This is a genomic window from Vibrio sp. 1978 (genome assembly GCF_033344345.1).
Map to the genome: position 1 here is coordinate 125,900 of NZ_JAWPOP010000009.1, position 25,484 is coordinate 151,383.

Annotated in this window: 22 protein-coding genes and 1 tRNA gene; 13 read left to right on the forward strand and 10 right to left on the reverse strand. The window is 43.8% G+C overall.

The genetic code is table 11. The features are described from left to right. Window positions 1-18 precede the first annotated feature (18 nt). Window positions 19-900: a flagellar protein MotY gene (gene motY, locus R8N49_RS11305; protein WP_258489227.1), complete on the reverse strand. Its 882-nt coding sequence runs from the start codon at window positions 898-900 to the stop codon at window positions 19-21. Window positions 901-1,241: 341 nt separating this feature from the next. Between motY and rnt the strand changes: the two genes are divergently transcribed. Together rnt and R8N49_RS11315 are read left to right on the forward strand one after the other, a co-directional pair. Then, window positions 1,242-1,886 (forward strand): ribonuclease T, encoded by a 645-nt coding sequence (rnt, locus tag R8N49_RS11310; RefSeq protein ID WP_005384888.1) that lies wholly within the window; start codon window positions 1,242-1,244, stop codon window positions 1,884-1,886. Between the two features lie 28 nt (window positions 1,887-1,914). Continuing rightward, window positions 1,915-3,240, forward strand: a complete 1,326-nt coding sequence (locus tag R8N49_RS11315) for a Na+/H+ antiporter family protein (RefSeq protein WP_017821192.1) — start codon at window positions 1,915-1,917, stop codon at window positions 3,238-3,240. Between the two features lie 78 nt (window positions 3,241-3,318). Here R8N49_RS11315 and R8N49_RS11320 read toward each other — a convergent pair whose 3' ends face one another. Both R8N49_RS11320 and R8N49_RS11325 read right to left on the reverse strand, forming a co-directional pair. Next, complete coding sequence (locus tag R8N49_RS11320) at window positions 3,319-3,948, reverse strand: DsbA family protein (RefSeq protein WP_138939555.1); 630 nt, start codon at window positions 3,946-3,948, stop codon at window positions 3,319-3,321. 74 nt (window positions 3,949-4,022) lie between these two features. Then, complete coding sequence (locus tag R8N49_RS11325) at window positions 4,023-4,358, reverse strand: Grx4 family monothiol glutaredoxin (RefSeq protein ID WP_017635833.1); 336 nt, start codon at window positions 4,356-4,358, stop codon at window positions 4,023-4,025. A 285-nt stretch (window positions 4,359-4,643) separates the two neighbouring features. Here R8N49_RS11325 and sodB point away from each other — a divergent pair, with 285 nt between their 5' ends. The 3 genes from sodB (at window position 4,644) to R8N49_RS11340 (ending at window position 6,764) form a co-directional block, all read left to right on the forward strand. After that, window positions 4,644-5,228 (forward strand): superoxide dismutase [Fe], encoded by a 585-nt coding sequence (sodB, locus tag R8N49_RS11330; RefSeq protein ID WP_005396533.1) that lies wholly within the window; start codon window positions 4,644-4,646, stop codon window positions 5,226-5,228. A 154-nt stretch (window positions 5,229-5,382) separates the two neighbouring features. Beyond that, window positions 5,383-5,886, forward strand: a complete 504-nt coding sequence (locus R8N49_RS11335) for a VC2046/SO_2500 family protein (protein WP_005380733.1) — start codon at window positions 5,383-5,385, stop codon at window positions 5,884-5,886. 134 nt (window positions 5,887-6,020) lie between these two features. Then, entirely contained in the window at window positions 6,021-6,764 is a 744-nt protein-coding gene (locus R8N49_RS11340; protein ID WP_005380732.1) for an SDR family oxidoreductase, read from the forward strand. 143 nt (window positions 6,765-6,907) lie between these two features. Here R8N49_RS11340 and adhE read toward each other — a convergent pair whose 3' ends face one another. After that, window positions 6,908-9,610 (reverse strand): bifunctional acetaldehyde-CoA/alcohol dehydrogenase, encoded by a 2,703-nt coding sequence (adhE, locus tag R8N49_RS11345; RefSeq protein WP_005380731.1) that lies wholly within the window; start codon window positions 9,608-9,610, stop codon window positions 6,908-6,910. Between the two features lie 650 nt (window positions 9,611-10,260). On the opposite strand from adhE, the gene R8N49_RS11350 reads away from it, so the two are divergent. After that, window positions 10,261-10,899, forward strand: a complete 639-nt coding sequence (locus R8N49_RS11350) for a YchE family NAAT transporter (protein ID WP_005380729.1) — start codon at window positions 10,261-10,263, stop codon at window positions 10,897-10,899. Window positions 10,900-10,934: 35 nt separating this feature from the next. Beyond that, window positions 10,935-11,798 carry an ion transporter gene (locus R8N49_RS11355; RefSeq protein WP_005380728.1) on the forward strand — a complete coding sequence of 288 codons (864 nt, stop codon included), beginning with the start codon at window positions 10,935-10,937 and terminating at the stop codon, window positions 11,796-11,798. Between the two features lie 57 nt (window positions 11,799-11,855). On the opposite strand, the gene asd is transcribed toward R8N49_RS11355, so the two are convergent. Continuing rightward, entirely contained in the window at window positions 11,856-12,971 is a 1,116-nt protein-coding gene (asd, locus tag R8N49_RS11360; RefSeq protein WP_005380727.1) for an aspartate-semialdehyde dehydrogenase, read from the reverse strand. Window positions 12,972-13,402: 431 nt separating this feature from the next. Here asd and nhaC point away from each other — a divergent pair, with 431 nt between their 5' ends. After that, window positions 13,403-14,836 carry a Na+/H+ antiporter NhaC gene (gene nhaC / locus R8N49_RS11365; RefSeq protein WP_005380726.1) on the forward strand — a complete coding sequence of 478 codons (1,434 nt, stop codon included), beginning with the start codon at window positions 13,403-13,405 and terminating at the stop codon, window positions 14,834-14,836. Between the two features lie 90 nt (window positions 14,837-14,926). Here the strand turns inward: nhaC and R8N49_RS11370 are convergent, their stop codons facing one another. The 3 genes from R8N49_RS11370 to yejK form a co-directional block, all read right to left on the reverse strand. Next, on the reverse strand, window positions 14,927-16,090 hold the full coding sequence (locus R8N49_RS11370) for a chemotaxis protein (protein ID WP_258489229.1): 1,164 nt from the start codon (window positions 16,088-16,090) through the stop codon (window positions 14,927-14,929). A gap of 104 nt (window positions 16,091-16,194) precedes the next feature. Next, window positions 16,195-17,523 carry an Hpt domain-containing protein gene (locus R8N49_RS11375; protein ID WP_080996147.1) on the reverse strand — a complete coding sequence of 443 codons (1,329 nt, stop codon included), beginning with the start codon at window positions 17,521-17,523 and terminating at the stop codon, window positions 16,195-16,197. Between the two features lie 82 nt (window positions 17,524-17,605). Continuing rightward, a complete protein-coding gene (gene yejK, locus R8N49_RS11380; RefSeq protein WP_005380723.1) occupies window positions 17,606-18,604 on the reverse strand; it encodes a nucleoid-associated protein YejK in 999 nt (332 codons plus the stop codon). Window positions 18,605-18,689: 85 nt separating this feature from the next. Between yejK and R8N49_RS11385 the strand changes: the two genes are divergently transcribed. The 3 genes from R8N49_RS11385 (at window position 18,690) to R8N49_RS11395 (ending at window position 20,993) form a co-directional block, all read left to right on the forward strand. Next, complete coding sequence (locus tag R8N49_RS11385) at window positions 18,690-18,917, forward strand: YejL family protein (protein ID WP_005380722.1); 228 nt, start codon at window positions 18,690-18,692, stop codon at window positions 18,915-18,917. 22 nt (window positions 18,918-18,939) lie between these two features. Beyond that, window positions 18,940-20,748 (forward strand): DUF3413 domain-containing protein, encoded by a 1,809-nt coding sequence (locus tag R8N49_RS11390; RefSeq protein ID WP_318189983.1) that lies wholly within the window; start codon window positions 18,940-18,942, stop codon window positions 20,746-20,748. Window positions 20,749-20,902: 154 nt separating this feature from the next. Continuing rightward, window positions 20,903-20,993 (forward strand) — tRNA-Ser (locus R8N49_RS11395). 194 nt (window positions 20,994-21,187) lie between these two features. Here the strand turns inward: R8N49_RS11395 and R8N49_RS11400 are convergent. Next, the gene (locus R8N49_RS11400; RefSeq protein WP_238970013.1) at window positions 21,188-22,111 is read right to left on the reverse strand and encodes a histone deacetylase; all 924 of its coding nucleotides are present in this window, start codon (window positions 22,109-22,111) and stop codon (window positions 21,188-21,190) included. Between the two features lie 271 nt (window positions 22,112-22,382). Here R8N49_RS11400 and R8N49_RS11405 point away from each other — a divergent pair, with 271 nt between their 5' ends. Beyond that, window positions 22,383-23,072, forward strand: coding sequence for an SDR family oxidoreductase (locus tag R8N49_RS11405; protein WP_258489230.1), 690 nt, complete (start codon window positions 22,383-22,385; stop codon window positions 23,070-23,072). A gap of 183 nt (window positions 23,073-23,255) precedes the next feature. Beyond that, entirely contained in the window at window positions 23,256-23,462 is a 207-nt protein-coding gene (locus R8N49_RS11410) for a hypothetical protein (RefSeq protein ID WP_005380717.1), read from the forward strand. Window positions 23,463-23,506: 44 nt separating this feature from the next. On the opposite strand, the gene R8N49_RS11415 is transcribed toward R8N49_RS11410, so the two are convergent. After that, window positions 23,507-25,474, reverse strand: coding sequence for a DNA topoisomerase III (locus tag R8N49_RS11415; protein ID WP_149192546.1), 1,968 nt, complete (start codon window positions 25,472-25,474; stop codon window positions 23,507-23,509). Window positions 25,475-25,484 lie beyond the last annotated feature (10 nt).

Sequence of the window (25,484 nt, forward strand, 5' to 3'; positions counted from 1 at the left end):
TCGGCGTTTTTATATTCGTTACACTTGGGTTCGCCCGAGTGATATTACGACTCGGCGGTTTTTGTCTTTTCCTATTGGCGAGCCATTATCTGCAATAGGACGACGCTTGCCGTACCCTTGCACTTGAATTCGATCTTCCGGTAGCCCTAGAGACTGAAAATAATCACGAAGTGACTCTGCACGTCGCTCAGATAAACTTTGGCTCGCACTTTTGCCATCGGTTGAATCGGTGTACGTCGCCACCAGCACGAGATCGATATCTTGATTATGTCGGATATAATCTGCAATTTGTGATAAACGTTTTTTGGAAGCCTTGGTTAACTGATCACCTTGTCTTTCGTAGTGCAAAATCGTAAAGGCAATGTCTTCAAAACTGTATTTCAATAAATTGGAAATACAGTCGCTAAACGCGTCGTACTTATTTTGAAACAGCACGGATGACAATGCGACTTCAATTCTCTGATCTCGGCTCTGCCAATCTTGGTAGCTAAAAGTCGGATAACGGCCTTTTTCCAGCTCAGACAAAATGCCCCATGCTGTTTGCCCTCCGACATAACCATCAAACTGTTTAAAAAACTTTAGGTTTGTAATTCGATCGGCGTGTTCACCTGGTCGCCAAGGTGGCGGCATAGAAATGAGACTGACGTTACGTGTTTCTCCCATCGGGCGACGCATTTTTAACTCAAAGTCTAAATTGATTTTTTTATTCGCACGAGATGAAAATACCGCATCTCCAAAGCTTGGAATGGGGTGTACAAGCTGACATTCTAATGGTGTATTGACCACCATTTCCCATTGAGATTGCTGTGGAGTTGCAGCATAACGTTTGCCCATCAATGCGAAGCTGCTTGTGCTAAACAACGAAAATACAACACCACTGGTAATCAGCCATTTCTTCATCTAATACTGTCTCTTAAACGGCAGTCTGTTGCCGTCAATTTGCATCAATAAAACCACTTCAACCGGCATGCAAAAATCTCGCCAATATAGGGTTATCTGTCACACTGCCATTAATGTGAGCCACCGTGTTCCAATCACCTTAACCGCCACTTAGCGTTTTACTTCCTCATGTTTTATCGGTTTACATGATGCAAAGTATGGCGAATAAACGTCTACATAATATGCAATACAAACTTATTGATTGGATGCAAAATAGAATTCCGGTTTTCTCTTAAATTGCGGTTTTTCTCATCGGTATAATCTGCAATAATGCAGCCTTCGTCACACAAAAATAAGCCAACATGACACTAGAAAATGAAGCTCTAACCTTGAAAAAACGCTTTCGTGGTTATTTCCCTGTGGTAGTAGACGTTGAGACCGCTGGTTTCAATGCTCAAACTGATGCACTTTTAGAAATCTGTGCCGTTACGTTGAAAATGGACGAACATGGCGTGTTGCATCCGGCCTCCACCATTCATTTTCATGTGGAGCCATTTGAAGGCGCTAACTTAGAAAAAGAAGCGCTTGAATTCAATGGTATTCGTGACCCTTTCAGCCCTCTTCGTGGTGCTGTTTCTGAGCAAGAGGCGCTAAAGGAAATTTATAAGCTTATTCGCAAAGAACAAAAAGCCGCAGATTGCTCACGTGCAATTATGGTTGCTCATAACGCAGCATTCGACTTGGGTTTTGTAAATGCAGCAAATGAACGCTGTAAACTAAAAAGAGTCCCTTTTCATCCCTTTGCTACTTTTGATACGGCTACATTAAGTGGCCTTGCTTATGGCCAAACAGTTCTCGCTAAAGCATGCAAAACAGCCGGGATGGAATTTGATAACCGTGAAGCACACTCTGCGCTTTACGATACACAAAAAACAGCAGAATTATTCTGCGGTATTGTCAACAAATGGAAGGCCCTCGGCGGTTGGCCGCTTGTCGACGAAGAATAATAAGTAAACACAACATATTAGGAAAAGTATGAATCCTGTCGTTATATCAGTGTGCGTCATGCTCGTGTTAGCATTGATGCGCGTAAACGTGGTGGTTGCCCTCACGTTTAGTGCCATCGTAGGCGGCCTAGTCGCAGGCATGAGCCTTGGGGATACGGTTGCCGCATTTGAAAGTGGTCTAGGTGGCGGTGCAACTATCGCGCTAAGCTACGCCATGTTAGGTACTTTCGCTGTTGCCATCTCGAAATCAGGCATCACGGATCTACTGGCCAAAAGTGTTATCAAGCGCTTAAATGGTAAAGAAAACTCCGCTTCCACTACTGGCTTAAAGTACGCCGTGTTGGTGGCGTTAGTGCTTGTCACGATGTCATCTCAGAACGTAATTCCGGTCCATATCGCCTTTATTCCAATTTTGATTCCACCTCTTTTGGGCGTATTCGCGAAACTTAAGCTCGACCGACGTTTGGTCGCGTGTGTTCTTACCTTCGGTTTGATCACACCTTACATGATCTTACCTGTTGGTTTCGGCGGTATTTTCTTAAACAACATTCTATTAAAGAACCTACATGACAACGGTTTGGAAAACGTGGTTGCAAGCCAAGTCCCAACCGCCATGTTACTGCCAGGTGCAGGCATGCTGTTTGGTCTATTACTGGCTATCTTTGTTAGCTATCGTAAACCGCGTGTCTACAAAGAAACTGAGTTGACTGTCGTTGACGAAACCGATCATGTCATCAATAAAAAGCACATCTTAGTTGCGGCACTTGGTATTGTCGCTGCATTGGGTGTTCAGCTTTACACGGGTTCAATGATTATCGGTGCTCTAGCTGGCTTTATGGTGTTTACTTTCGGCGGCGTTATTGCATGGAAAGAGACGCACGACGTGTTCACTAAAGGTGTACACATGATGGCAATGATTGGCTTCATCATGATTGCAGCGGCAGGTTTTGCAGCAGTAATGAAGCAAACTGGCGGTGTTGAAACACTAGTACAATCGCTATCAACCAGCATCGGTGACAATAAGCCTTTAGCTGCACTACTGATGCTGATCGTTGGTCTGTTGGTAACAATGGGCATTGGTTCATCGTTCTCTACGATTCCAATCCTTGCAACTATCTATGTGCCTCTTGCGCTAGCATTCGGCTTCTCGCCGATGGCAACGATTGCACTGGTAGGTACTGCGGCTGCGTTAGGTGATGCAGGCTCTCCAGCTTCTGACTCTACATTAGGCCCTACATCTGGTCTAAATGCCGACGGTCAACATGAGCACATTTGGGAAACAGTCGTTCCAACCTTTATCCATTACAATATCCCTCTAATCATCTTTGGTTGGATTGCAGCAATGGTGCTTTAATACTATTGCTTGGATGGATATACATTTAGTTACGAAAAAGCCGCTCAATGAGCGGCTTTTTGTTATTCATAACTGTGGTTATTGCGCTGGTATATTGTCAATAATACGCTCACGAATCAGCTTCAAGGTTGGTTCTGTCGACAGGTAATCGATGGCAATCGGAAAATAAGCGTCGTTAATTTTAAGAACCAAGCTAGGGTAAGAGCTCACACCTAGGCTCTTTGCAAGGCTCAATTGATCTTCGAACACACCTTCTAAGAAAGAGCCATCCATGTCATTCTTGAATTGCTGAACATTCAAGCCAATTTCTCTCGCTAGTTGCAAGTGAGTGGCTTCTTCATGAGGAGGCATCGCACGTAAGTAATACGCATGCTGAATCGCTTCTAGCATCTGCTCATAAGAGTCTTGAAAGCCCGCTGCAATAACCGCACGACAAGATTGGTAAGTGCTTCTAACTGGCGTACAAAGCTTCCAGAAATCGTAGTTAAACTTAGTGCCTAACTGGCGCTCAATCTGCTTCCAAATACCTTCGAGTTTTTGTTGCATCTCGGGCGGCATCGGTAAATTAGTATCTGGCGCAAGACCACCAACCACATACTCAAACTGAATCACACCTGGCAGTTGCTGTTTTAGTTTATCCAGCGTTGGTTTGTAACCCCAACACCAACTGCACATTGGGTCATGCACGTAGTAAAGCTTTATGTTCATTCCACTAACCTAAAAAGAAAAAGGAGCCAGTACGGCTCCTTCGTATTCTATCGCTAAATGTGAGTATTTACGAATTACTCAGCTTGATCTTCAGCGCGCGCTGCTGCTTCTTTGATTAGAGGCTGCAGTTCACCTTTTTGGAACATTTCTAGAATAATGTCACAACCGCCGATAAGCTCACCTTCAACCCATAGTTGAGGGAAAGTTGGCCATTGCGCGTACTTTGGTAACTCAGCACGGATATCTGGGTTTTGCAGAATGTCTACGTAAGCGAACTTCTCACCACATGCCATTAGTGCCTGTGACGCTTGAGAAGAGAAACCACAGCTAGGTAGTTTCGGTGATCCTTTCATGTACAGCAGGATTGAGTTTTCAGAGATCTGCTGTTTGATTTTGTCGATAGTTTCCATCGCTTCCTCATTCATGGGTTTGAACTTTATTTATTTGCCACATTCTACTCAATAACGACAGAATAAAAACCATATAATTAATAAGGCTTAATTTTAGGTTGCTCATTGGCGAGCAATGCAGCACTTCACCACTGCTAACCTCTTAAAATATTTTCATATCGGGGTTTTAATAAAGTAAAAACTTGCTAAAATACTTAGCAAGTCAGCCTTAAAGGCGACATAGCTATAAAAAAACACTGGAAGCAATCGAAAGGTCATCCTTTCAAATCAATGGAGAATCGAGTAATGGCATTTGAACTACCAGCTCTTCCTTACGCGAAAGACGCACTAGAACCACACATCTCAGCAGAGACTCTAGACTACCACCACGGTAAGCACCACAACACTTACGTTGTTAAGCTTAACGGTCTTATCCCTGGTACTGAGTTCGAAGGCAAAACTCTAGAAGAGATCATCAAGACTTCTACTGGTGGCGTATTCAACAACGCAGCGCAAATCTGGAACCACACGTTCTACTGGCACTGTCTTGCTCCAAATGCGGGCGGCGAGCCAACTGGCGCAGTTGCAGACGCAATCAACGCAGCATTCGGTTCTTTTGAAGAATTCAAAGCGAAGTTTACTGATTCAGCAATCAACAACTTCGGTTCTTCATGGACTTGGCTTGTTAAGAAAGCTGATGGCTCTCTAGAGATCGTTAACACTTCTAACGCTGCTACTCCTCTAACAGAAGAAGGTACAACACCACTTCTAACTGTTGACCTATGGGAACACGCGTACTACATCGATTACCGTAACGTACGTCCTGATTACATGAACGGCTTCTGGGCTCTAGTAAACTGGGACTTCGTAGCTGAGAACCTAGCGAAGTAATATACTTCCCCCTAAGTTCAATTTAGTCTTATTCAAAAGCTCGCTATTTAGCGGGCTTTTTTGTTTCGCCTTCCCTAGCACCTTTAAATAATTCCCTCTTTTACTAAAGTTCTTCTTATCCACGCCGTTAAAAGAGCATCGAGCGAGGAACATCATGCAAATTCATACTTTAGACAAAGCTGCAATTATCAACGAACTTCAGTTCGGTAATGGTATTAACCATGCCGTACACGACGGTCGTCGTGCGGATTTCTCGCTGATTCTGTCTATGTTCTCTAATGATGTTCGCGATGTAGTCCCGGTTGAAGAGGTCCAGGAAGTCATCACCAGTGACAGTATTCTTCGCCAACAATTGGGTTTATCGCAACCTCAAGCTCTTCGTTCTGATAGCAGCAGCTATGAACTCGCAGCTGAACAAGCGAAACAGTTTCACGATGCAGGATTGCCTTCCGCAAAGCTGAGCCATTACCTAAAACCAGATGCGCTGACTTACCTGCCTGAAGACACATTCAACCTACCAGAGGAGGTTTATCACAACCTATCTGGTCATGAGCGACGCAGATTGGGCGAACGCAACAAACAACTGATCCCAGATGCTGGGCTATATAATCAGCTAGTGACGGCTCAACGTCAGCATCAAATTCAAGCTAAAGCATAGAGATCCGCTTTTTATCCAATAGCTTGCAATACCTACACGTCAGAAATGTGACATCTTACAAATTACCGCACAATAGTCCTCACTCGAAAGCGTTAGTTTGAAGCCTTTCACACTGAACCCAACGAATTTCAACCATGCTATTAGCACAAACCACTGGTGTATTGTTTTTCACATATGGATACAGTGAAGGTGCTATGGATATCAAAGAATCAATTATTCTCGTCACGTCTGCAGGTTCGGTTATAGGAAGAACCTGTGCAAATCACTTTGCTCACCTTGGAGCAACGTTGATTCTTTGTGACCAAAATTCTAGCGCTTTGAGAGCGAGCTATGAGCAAATCAGCGCTTTCACTGACAAAGTGTATGCGATGAATGTGTGTAGTGATAACACAACGTCCATTAACTTATTGTTTGACCAGATAGAATCACAGCTACGTGCGACACCAGATGTGATTGTTAATTGCTGGACCAGCTCTCCTATGCCTGGCTTAATGGCGCCAGAACCAATGAGTACTTACATTGATCACTTGTCGTCTGCGGCACGCTTCCTTTATACCTACGGCCAAGTAGGAGCAGAGCGCTTTCGAGCCAGAAACAAGAAAGGCGTCATTGTTAACGTCATTTCTCATGACAACCATGAAGACTTTACGGGAGTTGAAAGCATGGCGGCGTTGGTGTCAGGTTTTACTCACAGCTGGGCAAAAGAACTCACACCATTCAACATTCGAGTGGGCGGCGTTATTCCCTCGGTAAATCATACAAAAGAAGAGCTCAACGAGAGACACTGGGCTGAGATCCAAGACGAACTAGTCCGCAACACAGCATACATCGTCGCGAATGAATACTTCAGTGGCCGAGTAGTTGCGACCGAAGTGTAAGCATACACAGCAACTCTGTTTTCCCAAGCCAGATGTAACTCCTGCACCAAAATAAAAAAAGCCCCAGTCACTTGACTGGGGCTTTAACCTTTTCCCGATTAAGGTTCCGTGCTAGCGAAAACCTTGCTCACTCGATTTTTTAATTACGCGTCAGCTTTTTCTTTCTTTGCTTTAGGTGCTGCTTTTGCTGCTTCTTGGTCTGCTTTCTTCTTGATAACAGTTGTACCTTCGAAAGTTTCGCCTTCAACAAATGCTTTACCGTAGTAAGAAGCCATCAACACATCTTTAAGTTCGCTGATTAGAGGGTAACGTGGGTTCGCACCAGTACATTGGTCATCGAACGCTTCTACCGCTAGCTCATCCAGTTTCGCTACGAAATCTGATTCAGCAACACCTGCCGCTTGGATAGACATTGGGATGTCTAGGTTAACTTTTAGTTCATCCAACCATGCTAGTAGACGTTCAATCTTCTGAGCAGTACGGTCACCTTCTTGGCTTAGGCCTAGGTGGTCAGCAACTTCAGCGTAACGACGACGTGCTTGTGGACGGTCGTATTGAGAGAACGCAGTTTGTTTAGTTGGATTGTCGTTCGCGTTGTAACGTACCACGTTAGAGATAAGTAGTGCGTTAGCTAGGCCGTGTGGCAAGTGGAACTCAGCACCCAGTTTGTGAGCCATTGAGTGACAAACACCTAGGAATGCGTTCGCAAATGCAACACCAGCGATAGTAGCTGCGTTGTGTACTTTCTCACGAGCGATTGGGTCATTTGCACCGTTCGCATAGCTTGATGGTAGGTACTCTTTTAGCATCTTAAGTGCTTGAAGAGCTTGGCCATCTGAGTATTCGTTAGCAAGAACAGAAACGTAAGCTTCTAGAGCGTGAGTTACTGCATCGTAACCACCAAATGCTGTTAGAGACTTAGGCATGTTCATTACTAGGTTCGCATCAACGATTGCCATGTTTGGCGTGATTTCGTAGTCAGCTAGTGGGTATTTCGCACCAGTCTTGTCGTCAGTAACAACCGCGAATGGAGTAACTTCTGAACCAGTACCTGAAGTTGTAGTGATACATACAAGCTCAGCTTTTTTACCCATTTTAGGGAACTTGTAGATACGTTTACGGATGTCCATAAAGCGCATTGCTAGTTCTTCAAAGTGAGTTTCTGGGTGCTCGTACATTACCCACATGATTTTCGCTGCATCCATTGGTGAACCACCGCCTAGCGCTAGGATAACGTCAGGTTGGTAGCTAGCCATTTGAGCCGCACCTTTTTCTACTACAGACAGTGTTGGGTCAGCTTCAACATCGAAGAATGTTTGAACTTCCATGCCTTGAGCTTTTAGTAGGCTTACTACGTCATCTGCGTAACCGTTGTTGAATAGGAAACGGTCAGTTACTAGGAATGCACGTTTCTTACCTTCTAGATCGCCCAGTGCGATTGGAAGGCTACCACGACGGAAGTAGATTGACTTAGGTAGTTTATGCCACAACATGTTTTCAGCTCGCTTCGCTACAGTTTTCTTGTTGATTAGGTGTTTAGGACCTACGTTCTCAGAGATAGAGTTACCACCCCAAGAACCACAACCTAGCGTTAGAGATGGCGCAACGTTGAAGTTGTACAAGTCACCGATACCGCCGTGAGTAGTCGGGATGTTGATTAGGATACGAGCTGTCTTCATCTTGTCACCGAAGTAACGGATACGATCAGCGTTAGTATCTTGGTTAGTGTAAAGACCAGATGTGTGGCCGATACCACCAATCTCAACCATAGTTACCGCTTGAGCAACCGCGTCTTCGAAGTTGTCAGCACGGAATAGACCTAGAGTTGGAGATAGTTTCTCGTGAGCGAATGCGTCATCGTGAGATACTTTGCCCAGCCCTTCACCAACAAGAACTTTAGTGTCTGCTGGAACTTTAACGCCTGCCATTTCAGCGATTGCTGCTGCTGGCTGACCTACGATTTTCGCGTTTAGCGCGCCATCGATAAGAAGCACTTTACGAACTTTATCAGCTTCTGCTTTGCTTAGGACATAAGCTTTGTGAGAAGCAAAACGCTCTTTCACTTCGTCGTATACTTCATCAACTACGATTGCCGCCTGCTCAGAAGCACATACTACACCGTTGTCGAAAGTCTTGGACATAAGGATAGAAGCAACAGCACGTTTGATGTCTGCTGTTTCATCGATAACAACAGGAACGTTACCTGCACCTACACCGATTGCTGGCTTACCAGAAGAGTATGCTGCTTTAACCATGCCTGGACCACCAGTTGCAAGGATAAGCGCGATGTCATCGTGTTTCATTAGAGCGTTTGAAAGCTCAACAGAAGGCTGGTCGATCCAACCGATGATGTCTTTTGGTGCGCCTGCTGCTACTGCTGCATCTAGAACGAGTTTAGCTGCATCGTTAGTTGAGTTTTTCGCACGTGGATGTGGTGAGAAGATGATACCGTTACGAGTCTTCAAAGAGATTAGAGATTTGAAGATCGCTGTAGAAGTTGGGTTAGTCGTTGGTACGATACCGCAGATGATGCCTACAGGCTCAGCGATAGTCATAGTACCTAGGTTGTCATCTTCTTCTAAGATGCCACACGTTTGTTCGTCTTTGTATTTGTTGTAGATAAACTCAGAAGCGAAGTGGTTCTTGATTACTTTATCTTCAACAATACCCATACCAGATTCTTCTACCGCTTGTTGAGCTAGCGGGATACGGGCCTGGTTAGCTGCAAGCGATGCTGCACGAAAGATTTTATCTACTTGCTCTTGAGAGTAAGTAGCGAACTCTTCTTGCGCTTTCTTAACGCGAGCAACCATTGCATCTAGTTCAGCCATATTAGTTACAGGCATAGGGAATCTCCTAAAATTAACAAATATTAAAAACTTTTTACTAAGGCTATTACTTATCGTTTTTACTGTTTATCAGCCACTTAGAAAACAAACGTCTTAGTAAATTGCTTTCAGGACTGAGTATAATATTTCAGAGTGTGAAAAAAATTGACTTGGATCAGTTCTCACCACCTAAATACTACCAAAGTGGTGCCTCATCACACCAAAATGACATAAATCACTGATAAACAAATAAATTAACTTTCATTTTTTATTGAGTAAAAAAGAAGCAAATGGACAAATAAATAAAAGAAACTACAACAACCTGTAAAAAAGTTTCATTTTTGACCAACAAAATTACATGTAGGCCCAATTCTTTGTGCTACTGAGAGTATATCGAACCGAATACATCTCTCTACAAACCACCTTGGTTTTTATCAAAAATGTGCGAATGTTAACGTTTATGTAAAACAGTGCAATTTATCAGCAACTTTATACGTAACATTTCCTTTCCAGATTAGATACAGTTTATTAAAGAATTAGTTTTTCTCACTTAAATGGCAGGGAATGCGTTAGTTTTTTTCATTTCTTACAACCTAACTTTTGCCTTACATTACGCCCAAATTACCCCTTCTCCTTTTCACTAATGTGAACTTTGATGAGTAAGCAACATGCAAACTTTTGAACTTGCTATCTTCTTGCAGTTTTTTCTCGGTTTGGTCGCCGCAGTAAACCCTGTTGGTATCATGCCTGTGTTTGTGTCACTAACCGGGCATATGACACCCGACGAAAAGCGCAATACGGCAACAACAGCAAATGTGGCTGTTGCGATCATCCTGATCATTTCGCTTTTTGCTGGTCAGTTACTGTTAGACATGTTCAGTATTTCTCTGGATTCGTTTCGTGTCGCTGGCGGGTTGCTATTACTTAGCATCGCATTCTCGATGATGAGCGGTAAACTGGGGGAAGATAAGCAGAACAAACAAGAGAAAACGGAATACGTCAGTCGTGAACAGATTGGTGTGGTCCCTCTTGCAATGCCTTTAATGGCAGGTCCTGGTGCAATCAGTTCGACTATTGTTTATGGTGCACGCTACCCAAGCATGTTCGATACCGTGGGCATTAGTATTACGATTGGTTTGTTCTGCCTTTGTTCATGGCTATTATTCCGTTCTGCCCCATTGATCGTACGATTTTTAGGTCAAACTGGAATCAACGTCATTACTCGTATCATGGGTTTGATATTGGGCGCGCTTGGCATAGAGTTCATTGCGAATGGCTTACGCAACTTATTTCCAGGATTAGCCTGAGTTTCTATAAAATTGTATGATAGAGCGATTCAACAATGGATCGCTTTGTCATGACGACTGACTCTCTTAAACATACTCTATATGTCACCATTTTTGGTACTCATACCAAAGCTGGTAAAACGTTCGATATTGCTCTCATTATCGCGATCATAAGTTCGTTAATCGTACTGGTGTTAGATTCGATACCCTCCGTTCGGGCCGAGTGGGAAAAAGAGCTGAAGTTTATTGAATACACATTTACTGGCCTATTCACGATTGAATACCTTCTAAGGCTTTATTGCTCTCCCAAACCTGCCGCCTACGCAAAGAGTTTTTATGGTGTCGTCGATTTACTTGCGATTTTGCCCACTTATTTAGCACTCTTCTTCCCATCCGCTTCGTTTATGGGTGTGATCAGGGCGCTGCGAGTGATGCGAATATTCCGCATACTCAAGTTAGTCCGATACCTCCAAGAGTCCAATATCCTCTTACGTTCACTGCTTATGGCGCGCAGAAAGATTTTTATCTTCTTTAGTTCCGTCGCCATTATGGTAACGATTTTCGGCTCGTTGATTTTTATCATTGAAGGACCTGAAAACGGATTTACTAGCATTCCTAAAAGTATTTATTGGGCGATCGTGACCATCACAACGGTTGGGTATGGTGACTTGGTCCCCCAAACAGACCTAGGTAAAGGGCTTGCATCACTCACCATGTTACTGGGTTATTCCATTTTGGCGGTACCTACAGGTATTTTCACTGCCGAACTGCACCAAGAGATGCAATCGCACAAAGTATTGGTGAAATGCCCAAACTGCTCCCACGCAGGGCACGACTCTGACGCAATTTACTGTAAACATTGTGGTAGTGAACTGGCCGATCCAGACAAAAGAGTCGTTCGAACGGAAGACGACGCATGAAAAAAGAGCTCCCTAAGGAGCTCTTTTATTTTGTCATCAAATAAAGGATTGATGTGATTATGCTTTCTCAGACAGAATAATTCGCAGAGTACGACGCAACGGCTCCGCAGCACCCCAAAGCAGTTGGTCACCAACAGTGAAAGCATTTAGGAAATCATCACCCATTGCCATCTTACGTAGACGACCCACTGGTACAGACATTGTGCCCGTAACTTTTGCCGGTGTTAGCTCTTGAGCAGTGATGTCACGGTCGTTAGGAATCACTTTCACCCAATCGTTATGAGTGGCGATGATTTCTTCGATTTCGTCCATTGGTACATTTTGTTTAAGCTTGATAGTAAGTGCTTGAGAGTGACAACGCATCGCGCCAATACGCACACAAGTACCGTCAATTGGAACAGGTGAACTTTGAGAACCCAAAATTTTATTCGCCTCAGCGCCCGCTTTCCACTCTTCTTTACTCTGACCATTATCGCGCTTCACATCGATCCATGGGATCAACGAACCAGCTAGTGGCACACCGAACTTATCGGTAGGGAAAGAGCCGCTGCGCATTGTATCCGCGACTTTCTTATCGATATCTAGGATAGAGCTTGATGGGTTTGCAAGTTCAGAGCTAACAGAGTCATTGATAACGCCCATTTGCGAGATCAATTCACGCATATTTTGCGCACCAGCACCAGATGCGGCTTGGTAAGTCATTGCGCTTGTCCACTCAACAAGGCCTTTCTCAAATAGACCACCTAGCCCCATTAGCATTAAACTAACCGTACAGTTACCACCGACAAATGTGTTCGTGCCACCGTGGATGCCTTGTTGGATTTGCTTTAAGTTCACTGGATCAAGTGTGATGATCGAATCTTCAGCCATACGTAGCGTAGAGGCCGCGTCAATCCAGTAGCCTTTCCAACCAGCCTGACGAAGTGCAGGGAAAACTTTTTCTGTGTAGCTACCACCTTGACAGGTGATTACCGCATCAAGCTGTTTTAAGCTTTCAATATCATACGCGTCTTGCAGTAAGCCTGCGTCTTTTCCTAAGTTAGGAGCAGGAATACCAACTTGAGAAGTACTGTAGAATACTGGTTCGATTAGGTCGAAGTCTTTCTCTTCAACCATACGCTGCATAAGGACTGAACCAACCATACCGCGCCAACCAACTAAACCAACTCTCATCGTATTAACTCTCCATGTATTAAAAAACCTACCCCATAGTTAATTTTTCACAGCAAAATCTCAACCCCTATTTTGTAAATAAGCGCGTTTTTTAACCTTTTCCTCTGAAAAACCGGGTTACACGAGATTTTTTAGTGTTTGGTTTGCGGTTTTAACCATTTTTCAAGTAGGGAAAGCACTTTAGCCCCCTAATTGGTCTTACCACTCAATGAGAAAATAACACATGAAGCACAATAATTTCACATTACACAACATTTAAAACCAAAAAAGTTAAAACAAACTAACAGTTAATTTCACAAGCAAACGTTTTTACCGACGAACATCAAGATAAAACACCAAATGTTCGAAATATAATTTTTGTTAATGTATGTTATGCGCGATTACAACAAGGAGCGCCTTCCTCTATTGCTCCAAGATTGACAGAGGCACATATGAAGCAAGTTACACCACGCCTACCAAGCTTGATACAGGTATTTATCTCGCTCGGTTTATTTCTCCTGCTGGCATTTTCGTTCACAGCCAAGCTAGACCTACCGATTCAGCTAGCGCTATACATCGGTTGGTTCATTGTCATGATATTGGGCATAAAGCTTGGCCATCAGTATAAAGATCTGGAAAAAGCAGCACTAAATGGCATCTCCAATGGACTTGGAGCCGTTTTAATCCTTTTGGCCGTTGGCGCGCTTGTAGGTACTTGGATCTCTGGTGGTATTGTTCCAACCATTATTTACTACGGCCTTAAAGCAATCCACCCTTCCATCTTTTTGCTCGCGACCATGATCATCTGTTCATTGACTGCGCTAGCGACTGGCACGTCTTGGGGTGCGGCTGGCACGGCAGGTATTGCAATGATGGGTATCGGTCAAGGTCTTGGTGTTCCTGCACCAATCACTGCAGGTGCCGTACTTTCAGGCTGTTACTTTGGTGACAAAATGTCGCCTCTATCGGATTCAGTAATCCTTGCTTCATCTATGTCTAACGTTGAAGTGATGGAACATATTAAAGGCATGTTGCCGATAGCACTCATTAGCTACATTATTACAGGCATTATGTTTACTGCATTTGGCTTCCACTACGCAGGTCAAGTTGACATGAGCCAGGTAGACTCTGTCATTAAAGCGATGGAACAACAGTTCTACATCACCCCTTACTCATTTGTTCCTGTGATCATCGTATTGTCACTTCTAGCGATGCGTATGCCTTCATTCCCAGTGATCAGTTTTGGTTCTCTGCTAGGTATTATTTGGGCAGTGATGATCCAAGATGTCGATTTCCTAACCGCGTTCAACACGGCTTGGGCTCCGTTTGCAATCTCATCTGGCGTAGATTTCATTGACTCAATCCTTAACCGTGGCGGCATGTCTTCAATGCTTGGGTCGGTAGCGGTTATCGTATTTGGCCTTGGTTTTGGTGGTCTACTAGATAAAGTAGGCGTGCTAGAGACTATCGCGAAGCTGTTTGAAAAACGCGTTCAAAGTGCAGGTTCATTGGCAACAAGCACAATTGGTACGGCCTTTATGGGCAACGTATTTGGTTCAGCGATGTACGTTTCACTTATCCTGACCCCAAAAATCTGTGCGAAGAACTATGACCGTCTAGGCTACAAACGTAAGAATTTGTCTCGTAACGCAGAATTTGGCGGCACGCTAACCTCAGGTATGGTCCCTTGGAGTGACAACGGTATCTACATGGCCAGTATTTTGGGTGTTGCTACACTGTCTTATGCCCCGTTCATGTGGCTGAGTTTTGTATGTATCATCGTAACGATCTTCACTTCTTACATGGGTTGGTTTGTTGATAAGTGCGAACCAACAGCAGAAGCAGTTGAAGAAGCTGAAGGCGAATTAAAGCAGCAAACCGCTTAACTTCGCAGAGATAGGAAGAACCTCCCTTTCGAATTCAATACTAAAAAAGAGCGCTTTAAAGCGCTCTTTTTTTATTTCCAAAACAAATCGTTAGCTTTGTTTGACTAGCGTTTTCACGGCTGCACGCTTCCCAAACCAATAGCCCAAGCCAAGCGGTGCAAAGAATATAACGGCAATGAACAGAATAAAGTAGATGATGGTACTTTTGACAAGTTCAATCAGCTTAGTCATTGCGAGATTCACAACCTCTTGCGACACTCGATCCATATCTTGAGCAAACTTCTCGCGCTCATGGGTAATGATCTGTGCGATTTCTTGGCGCTCTCTGGCAACCATCAGCTCTATAGCTTGGCGTTCTTCACCCAACTGAGATAAACGCGCCTCCGTCCTTTGATCGATATCGTCAACCAAAGGTTGTAACTCCAGCGCCATTTGTTCTGCCAAATAACGCATGTACTCTGGGTTGTTATCGATAAAATCCCTCATCGAATCAGCGGTAACTTGCAAACTATTGAGCGCCGCATTGACTTTTTCGATACTGGCAGAGCTATTCAAGGCCAACAACTGCGCTTTCCACGTCATAATTTTTGGTGTCTGCTCTGATACCAGACTTAGACGATCAGAGACATCCCCAAGTGCTTCTGGCATCGTGCCTAGCGTTGTAACGGCTTCCTCTTCGCTAATTTGGTTTGCATCTAACCACCTACGGTAAGCCGGAGTCCTAATCATGCTTAAATCAGCGAATGGACGCTGCTTGGCGAACTCTGCAACAAACGTTTGTGTCTTGATGTATGCTTCTTTCTTCAATAAAGATTGAGCCAGTTTATCTACCTCTTTCGCTAAATAAACGGAAACTAACTTGGCCTCATCAGACGCAAAGAGCTCATTACCAGAAGCGGTAGTAAAGAACTGTTCCATTTGTAGCGTGAAAGTCCATGTATCAATCAGTGCAGCCATTGGGGACACTTGGTATGCAGAAGCTTGGATGCCTTCTTCAGCATTTATCTTCCAAAGTAAAATATAAGATTGATGAACTTTATCATGAGGCTCATATTGTTCGTGTAGTGCGTCTGCTGCTTGCTCAACCTGAGCAAAAAACTGCTGCGCATACTCACGAGTCAAAAGACGCATATTGAGCTCTTGTTTGGTAAGAGGGACGGTTTGACTCTCGATCTTGACTTCGAGCAGGGAACACCCTGAAAGCATCATAACCAGCCCTATCAACATCATTGAAGACATTCGGCGAACGGACATGAAAACACCTTTAACAAATTGTATAGAACAGGAATAAAGCGAACTAAGTCATATAGTTCGAGCCTTTATTACCTCAACTCTTATGACATTAAGTCAGAGCAATATCAATCTGTTAGCGCTTCTGTTATCTTTTCACTATTGAGAACATTATTAGCAAAAAGTATGGTTTGTTTTAGGACATCATCTAAACATGCCAACTTCTCTTCCGGCACTTTTTGCCCTTGTTTAATCAACAGTTCAATATCACCCGAAATACAGTGCAATGGCATTGCACCTAAACTCCCTGAGACCCCTTTAAGACTGTGTGCGGCTCTTTGCGCTTGCTCTTTATCCTCTTCTAACAGCTGATACATTTTAGTGCCATCGCCAGAGTGGTCCTGAATAAAGACCTCCAGTAACATCCGCACAGCGCCCTCGTCACCAGACAGAGAATCTAACATTTTATTGATATCTATGTACGGCTCACGTTCCACTACTTCCACTTGTGATGAATTCACCTCATTACAACTTTCTTCGTTCATTTGGACGTTTTGAAAATTTTCTGACTGAGCTGAGGGAACAGCGTTAGCTCCATTTTCATCATCGCCAACTTGCTCTGACTTTTTATCATCGGTTCTGGGTAGTGGTATCGGTTGAATCGTTTTTGGGGAGAAGGCTCCCCATGAAATGAGGAAAAGGAGCAAACCACTGATTACAGACAACCAAACAATAAAAGTCATTAGCTTCTGTTCCAACTGATCATTTATCGAAGTTAACTGGTTCGGGAAATCTGGATTAAGCAGGTGGTTGGATAAATAACTGCCCTGTGCCTGAGCAGATAGTGCGCTTGAGGTTTGAGCAAGCTGGCGCTGAAGAGCGCTTCGCTCTTCGGGAGAGAGCGTCTCTGATTCAATAAAAAGTCGGTCTAAGTCACGGTAAGTATCGCTATTCGTTGCAGAGTCACTAAAGACAGACTCAAAAACAAGCGCACCTAAGCGATAGTACATTGCCTGAATTTGCTCAGAGTTTTCTGTTCGAGCACGGCTGCTTCGTAACTGTTCTGCTAACGAAACCAATTCACTGTCACTTCTTACAAAAGCTCGAGCACTTTCTAAAAATCGGTCGGTCGTATAAAGTAATTGAGTGATGTCTGGTGTGATTTTCCCTTCAGAAAACTCACTTTCAAGCTGTAAGCGAACTGCATAAGCCAACTGAAGTTTCAGTGAAATTTGGTCGACGTGTTTAACACGGTAAGGCAGATCGAAGTTAAAAAAGTGCCTGACTTCTTCAACTTTACTTCCTAACTCATTTACAGTCGAAATCGTTTGAATCGTTTGTTTGGCTTGCAGCCAAATGCCAAGTGCTAAAACACACCACAAAACGAACCAGAACCAAACAAACCGCCGTATTCCTTCTTTTAGCTTCAGCAACACTTGCCCCTCGCATATCTCCATTAATTACAAGCATATACTATGGATGTTTCTTATTCACATAAAAAAAGAGAGCCGTTTGCTCTCTTTATTTAACGATATGATTTTAATTGCGACTTAACTGATCTTTTAGATTTGGAGGCGTCCCTTTAATCGTTAAGGTATCCGTCTCTGGATCATAAAAAATACGCTCGCCAAGTAAGAGACTATCGAAGCTAATATTCAAACCACCACCAGCTCCAACAAATTTAGTCAGTTTGCGAACCGTCGCACGATCACCTGGGAAAGACTCTTCAAGCTCGTACCCTTGCTCTTTGGTGAAATCCATAAAGCTCGTGCCATCTTGGCTTTGAGGAAGCTCTCCGGAAAGCTCTGAGATTTGAACCTCATCACCGGATTTAATTTGCTCATTGCAGTAGTCGTAAACTTGTTTCTTGTACTCGTTCACTTCTTGCTTTTCTAGCTTCGAGTCAGCACAAAAATCATCCACCGCCTGCATCAACACTAAGTTTTGTTGTTTAGTATCTAAGCCAATATCCGCTTGCAGAAAATCTAGGAAGAAGTCCGCCACTTTACGGCCAACGCGTCCTTTAATGTATTGCAGATAACGATTGGATTCCTTGTCGGTCTCGTAGCTCGACAGGTCGATGCGTGCGGCAATATCCATTTTGGTGATATCAAGGTAATCTGTCGCACTGATGTCCAAACCTTCGGTCACTTTTAAACTCTGATTCATTGGTAAGATACCGATGAACAAGTAGTCCGTTGCTAAACTCTGATACTCAGCGAAAACCAAGATACCTTCATCCGCAAATGGGTACTTAATCAACTCTTCTTTCAAGCGATTTGCACTAATTTGTGAGAAGTCGTAAAAATCTCGCTCTCCTTTGCGCATTTCTTGAAGCCAAAATTGAAATTCGCTGTCTGACTGGAAAGCGCCAAAACCTTTACCAGCTTTAGAATGGAATACTCGGTGAAGCTCAGCGACTAAGTTTTCTGTAGATGCATCGTTCTCTAATGATGCTGGACGAAAGTTTACAACCAGCTCGTCCTGATCGTTTTTGCACAGTTGATGCAGAATAACGTTTGAAAGATGAAGACTCATAGTGATTTTATCTTGCTACAAGGTTTTAGTTGATGGGCATTGTAGGTTATCATAAGCCGCTTTTACTATCATTATTAGAGTCTTTATGCCGATTACATCTAAATATACTGACGAGCAAGTAGAAAAAATTCTTGCTGAAGTAGCAACAGTTCTTGAAAAACATGCTGCTTCTCCTGAGTTGACGCTAATGATTGCCGGAAATATCGCAACCAATGTCTTAAATCAACGTGTTGCTGCTTCACAACGCAAAGCGATTGCTGAAAAATTTGCTCAGGCGCTAATGTCTTCTTTAGAAACACCAAAAACACACTAATCACGGACAATAGAACACATACATGGTAGACAGCGGAAACTCATACGGCGAACGTGTATCTCGACTAGTTGGTTGGGGTCACTGGTTTGCATTCTTCAATATCGTTGCATCGATCTTGATAGGCACACGCTACATTGTTCAGTCTCCTTGGCCCGAGACGTTACTTGGTCAGTTTTATCTGGCGGTTTCTTGGGTTGGTCACTTTGGCTTTCTAGTTTTCGCACTTTACTTGCTTGTTCTATTCCCGTTGACGTTTATCCTGCCATCGCGGAAATTGTTCCGTTTGGTGGCAGTGATTTTCGCAACCGTTGGGCAAACCATATTATTAATTGATACCCAAGCGTATCAGTCGATCAATTTGCACTTAACTCCCGTCGTCTGGGAGTTACTATTCAGCGAAGACAAAAGTGCACTCAGCACTGACCTACAACATTTATTTGTTGTGATGCCGCTGATCTTCCTTATTCAACTCGCACTATCCGAATGGGTATGGCGAAAACAGCGCAAACTATCTCATAAGCACGTAGGACGCCCTCTCGCGGCCGTCTTTTTCCTCAGCTTTATGACCAGCCATTTGGTTTACATTTGGGCAGATGCGTATTTTTACAACCCAATTACTAGCCAGCGTTCAAACTTCCCGTTGTCTTACCCGATGACAGCGAAGAGTTTTATGGAAAAACATGGTCTACTTGACCGTGAGGAATACCTAAAACGTTTAGCAGAAAACGAAGGCAACGTAGAGTTAGTCAACTACCCTCTTGAAAAGCTTGAGTTTAACCGCCGAGTTAATAAGCTCAATGTGTTGATGATCAGCATAAACAATTTACGAGCGGATGCGCTGAACCAAGAAGAGATGCCTAACCTCTATGAGTTTGCTGAAAACAATCAGAACTTCCGTAATCATTACAGCTCAAGTAATGATACATACGGGGCCTTTGGTTTGTTCTATGGCTTACCGACCAGTTATGCATCAAGCATCAAGGCGCAAGGTGCTTCCCCAGTATTGCTCGATGTACTGAAAGATCAGGGCTACAACTTTGGTTTATTCAGTGGCAGTGGGTTTGAAGATGATCTCTACTCAGAAATTATTTTCCGCGACTTGAACTTAGCGGAAGACCTAGATGGCACGCAAGCTCATACCGATAAACAATCTATCGCAAACTGGAATACATGGTTAGCAGAGAAAGCAAGTCAGCCATGGTTTAGTTACATCGAAGTCACCACCGTTGATAATTTTGAATCGATTCCTTCAAATAATGACGAAGAAATGCCCGCAAGTGAGCGATTCAAGAAAGCTTATGAATATGCAGTGAAGTCGGCGGATAGAACTATCGCCGGTATTATTGATGAACTAGAAACGACGGGACAACTGACAAACACCATCGTAATCATCACTTCTAATCACGGTAGTGAATTTAACGAAACCAATACGAACAGCTGGGGAGCAAACAGCAACTACAGCCGTTATCAATTACAAGTTCCGATGGTGATCCATTGGCCTGGAATGCTAGCTGGCGAATTTAATCACAGCACAAGTCACTTGGACCTCTCAGTTACACTGTTGCAAGATATGCTCGGCGTATCTTCCAACCCATATGATTACAGTAGTGGTCGCAACCTATTCGATGAAAGTCGTCGTCGCTGGATCTTGGCGGGCGATACTCGCGAGCTTGCCTTAATTACTAGCTCACAAACCACAGTGATCGATAAGTTTGGCAACTACAAGCTGTATGACAAAAACTACAAACGACTTCGAGATGATGCACCGAAGTTGCCAGTTTTGATGCAAGGTTTAACTGAGTTACAGCGTTTTTATTCTAAAAACGATTAATACCTAGCAATCCATATACTATTCAAACTCCCCTTTTTGGGGAGTTTTTGTTTATTTAAACAACACAAACCACAAATTTGCGCAGTAAACATCCAATCAGTTCAACTAGGGGTTTACAACATTTTCAAAGCCTTATATTATGCGCCTCAACAACGGAGAGATGGCTGAGTGGTTGAAAGCACCGGTCTTGAAAACCGGCATACGTTAATAGCGTATCTAGGGTTCAAATCCCTATCTCTCCGCCACTTTTAGAAAAAGCCCGCTAAGAAATTAGCGGGCTTTTTCGCATCTCCAGACTTAAAAAGATTTGTACAAATCACTTATCACTTCTTGAACGCAACTAAGCACTCCGCCACACTCAGAAAGAACCCACAAAAAATTAATGCCCTTTTCGTTCGTTCCAGTGTTGAATCAATTTGATATTTACGTCTAGTTGTATCTACTCATCAATAAAGACTTCTTTAGCGGCATTGATAAGCTGCAAATGAATTGGGACGAGGTCAGCATGATTCGTTCGATATCCACCTCCAACGACAGCTGCGACAGGGATACCTCGAGATTTCACTGTTTGCATTAAAAATCTATCACGTTCTAAAATCCCTTGCGTCGACACATCAAAATATCCAAGCTCATCGTCTTGATGTATATCGACACCAGCATCGTAGATAACCAAATCAGGGCGATGAAGATTAAGTGCCATATCGACCACTTCTTTAAACGCCATTAAAAAATCCTCATCACCTGTTCCTCGCACCAAAGGCACATCGAGGTCAGACTGAGGCTTCCTCGCTGGGAAGTTTTTATCACAGTGGAAAGAAAGCGTGATGATATCTGGCTCATCGTCACATAAAGTTGCTGTTCCATCCCCATGGTGAACATCACTATCAATGATCAATACTTTATCGACATGCTCGACTTCGAGCGCTTGCCTGGCCGCGATCACTAAGTCATTAAATAAACAAAAACCACTGCCAAACTCTTTGTGTGCGTGGTGATACCCACCACTCAAATGAATGGCCACACCGTACTCAAGTGCCTTTTTTGCGGTCAGAGCCGTGCCCGCTGCTGAAGTTAGCGTTCTGGTAATGAGAGACTCACTCCAAGGAAAACCTATTCGGCGCATCTTCGCAGCTGGCATGTTTCCACTAACAAGTAACTCGACGTATTCCTCGTCATGAACACGTTTTACTTCCCCAACAGTTAATGCTTCGGGCTGGAAAAACTGCGCGTGCTCTTTCCAGTTATCTTTCTCTATATGCACCAATACCGATTCATAGAGGTACTGGTATTTCATAATTGGGTAACGATGCCCCTCTGGCAACTCAAGTTGAGAATAAATCGGGTGGTAGATAAGTGGCAGCATGAGAAATTCTTAATAACAATGGTAACGAAATAGTATCAACTTCAAGGGTTGAATAAAATGCAATTTAATTGATAATGATTTTCAATATCAATTAAATTTAATATACATATGAATTCTACTTTCTTTGCTATTCTCGGCGCACTGTTTGGCTCTCTTTGTGCTCTGTCCCTATTTTCATCTCTCGTTGTTGGTGCGTGGTGGTTGGTTGATTTTATTGTGCTTAGCTAACACAATGACTTTCAACTGAAATCAAAAAAACATAGGTGTTTGTATGAGTCAAACCGTCTTTATTACCGGAGCAAATCGCGGCATTGGCCTTAGCTTAACTGAGCTGTACCTGAAGCAAGGCCACCAAGTACATGCTACTAGCCGTTCCTTAGAGAACAGTTCAGAACTACAAACTCTAGCCTCACAATTCAGCAATCTGGTTTTGCACGAACTGGATGTCACTCACTACGAACAAGTCGCTAAGCTTGCCGATAAACTCCCTGCCATCGACTTACTCATCAATAATGCAGGATATTACGGCCCCAAGGGATATGGCTTTGGAAACACTGACGTAGAAGCATGGCGTAAAGTCTTCGAAGTAAACACCATTGCTCCGTTAAAACTGGTTGAGTACTGTTACCCTCGCTTACAACAAGGCAAGATGAAAAAGATTGCTTGTATCTCATCAAAAGTCGGCAGTATGACCGAAAATACGTCCGGCGGCGGCTATGTTTATCGCTCATCGAAAGCGGCGCTTAACTCGGTTGTGAAAAGCTTGAGTAATGATTTAACACCTGAAGGATTTACCGTTTTAGCGCTTCACCCTGGTTGGGTAAAAACGGCGATGGGTGGGCCAAATGCATTGATAGATACGCAAACCTCCGCACAGAGCCTCGCGAACGTGATAGAACTGAGCACACCGCAGCTTTCAGGTCGATTTATTAACTACGATGGTACTGAGTTACCTTGGTAGCAGCATTAAGACACAACCATCACTAAACCAAATACCATCAAAGCCAGGCTTCATAATCGTGACTTGGTTGGCAAACATAATGTTCATCAGTGATCCACCAGCATAATTCGCGCAATCTAACTTGAATTTATCTACATCCAATCCAGACTTAGGAAAAAGTAGAACAAATAAGGAGAAAGCACGATGGCAGCAGATAGGGATTTGGTTAATTTTAGCGAAGAGCACGAACTAAATTACTGCTTGAGAAGTGCTGGTAAACGCCAAACTCAAGCGAATCGAGATACATTAGTTGACTTGGGCAACCAGGTGAAAGAGGTACTGGACAAACGCGTGTTAACTCAAGGTGAAGTAAGAGGTGCGATCCAAAACCACGGTGATCTGTTCGAGTAATCTATTTTCAAGCATGCGCGGAGTTTAATTACGCCGCGCTTGTCCTATGCCTGCTTACCTTTGGTTGCACGAGATTTAGTCGCGCCACCATTCTTTGAATAACTGCGCTTTTTACGTTTAAACGCAGGACGTTCCACCTTGGGTAGATGACGTAATGAATCAGGGATAGGGCCTGCTTTTACTTGTGCCATCAAGCTATCAATGCGTTGTTCCAGTGCTTGCATGAACGGCTGATATGCTTGATTTCTCTCTGCCATACCTTGTAACTGGTGCTCCCAATGAGCCGTCATATCAGGGTATGTTGAATCTTCTGGCAAGGCATGAATGAGACCTCTTCCCGCAGGAGAACTGAGAATTGACTTACCTTGACGCGTAAGCAGTTGGCGTTTGAACAGCGTGTCCAAAATACCAGCGCGAGTCGCTTCCGTGCCTAGCCCATCAGTGTCACGAAGGATTTTTTTCAGTTCTTTATCCGCAACGTAACGGGCGATCCCGGTCATCGCTTGCAACAACGATGCCTCGGTAAAATGCTTTGGTGGCTCGGTTTTTCGGTCTTTTATTTCCCCTTCACGACAAGTTAACACGGTGCCTTCGGGTAGCGGTGGCACGGCATCAATACCTTCATCTTCCTTGTCAGTTTTGCCCATTAGCGCTTTCCAACCCGGCGAAACTAACTGACGACCTTTCGCGACAAACGTACCACCAGCGATATCGAAAACCAATTTCGCTTCTGCGTAAACCGCCGCCGGATAGAACTGCATGAGGTACTGGCGCGCAATCAATTGATACACTTTCATCTCATTGCCGGAAAGCGCATTCACATTAGCTTGCTTCGGTGTAGGGATAATCGCATGGTGCGCATCCACTTTTTTATCGTTCCAGGCTTTGGACTTTAATGTTAAGTCTGCTCCCTGAACGGCAACTTGCAACTCTTTTGCGTTATTCGCAATAGCAGCTGTCACCGTCCCTGCTTGTGAGTAGTGTTCCATCGGTAAATAGCGACAATCTGAACGCGGGTAAGTGATCAGCTTGTGCTTTTCATACAATGCCTGACAAGTATCTAGTACTTGTTGCGCACTCATACCATAGCGCTTCGCGGCATCGATCTGTAAGGCAGATAACGAATAAGGTAATGGTGCTGATTGCTTGGTTTGCTTTTGTTCCGACTCCGTCACTTTTGCAGGTTGATTTGCGATGCGGTTTGCAACATTTTCCACCAACTTACGGTTTAACACTCGACCTTCTTCGTCCTGCCAAGGCTTGCATGCCTCACTTGGCTTCCAACGAGCACGAATATCAAAAGTACCATTGGCATCTTGATATGGGATCAGAGCATGTAGGGTAAAATAGTCCTTCGGGACAAAGTTTTCGATTTCTTCATCACGACGCACCACTAAGCCAAGAACTGGCGTTTGCACTCGCCCTACCGAGAGAACACCTTGATACCCTGCTTTTTGACCAAGCAAGGTATAAGCACGAGACATGTTCATACCATACAGCCAATCAGCCCGAGAGCGGGCCAATGCAGAAACTGAAAGTGGGATAAACTCGCGATTACTGCGCATAGAACTGAGTGCGCGTTTAACCGCAGGTAAGTTTAAGTCGGAAATCAGCAAACGCTGTGTAGATTCCTTCTTGGTTTTAGATAACTTGCAATAGTCCAGAACTTCATCAACTAACAGCTGACCCTCTCGATCTGGGTCTCCTGCATGAATGACTTCGTTAGCTTCTTTGAGCAATTTACGAATCACTGTTAATTGCTTACTTGCGCTTTTCCTCGGTCTGAGCTGCCATTGCTGCGGAACAATTGGTAAATCTGCCATATTCCACTTTTTATAACGCTCATCGTAAGCGTCAGGTTCGACTTGTTCGAGCAAATGGCCGATACACCAAGTAACGATATCCCCGTTCCCACAGCGGATGAATCCTTGATCTTTCTTTTGAGGGTTTGGCAGTGCAGCGGCAATCGCACGGCCTAAGCTTGGTTTTTCAGCAATAAACAGACGAGACATAACGTTTTGG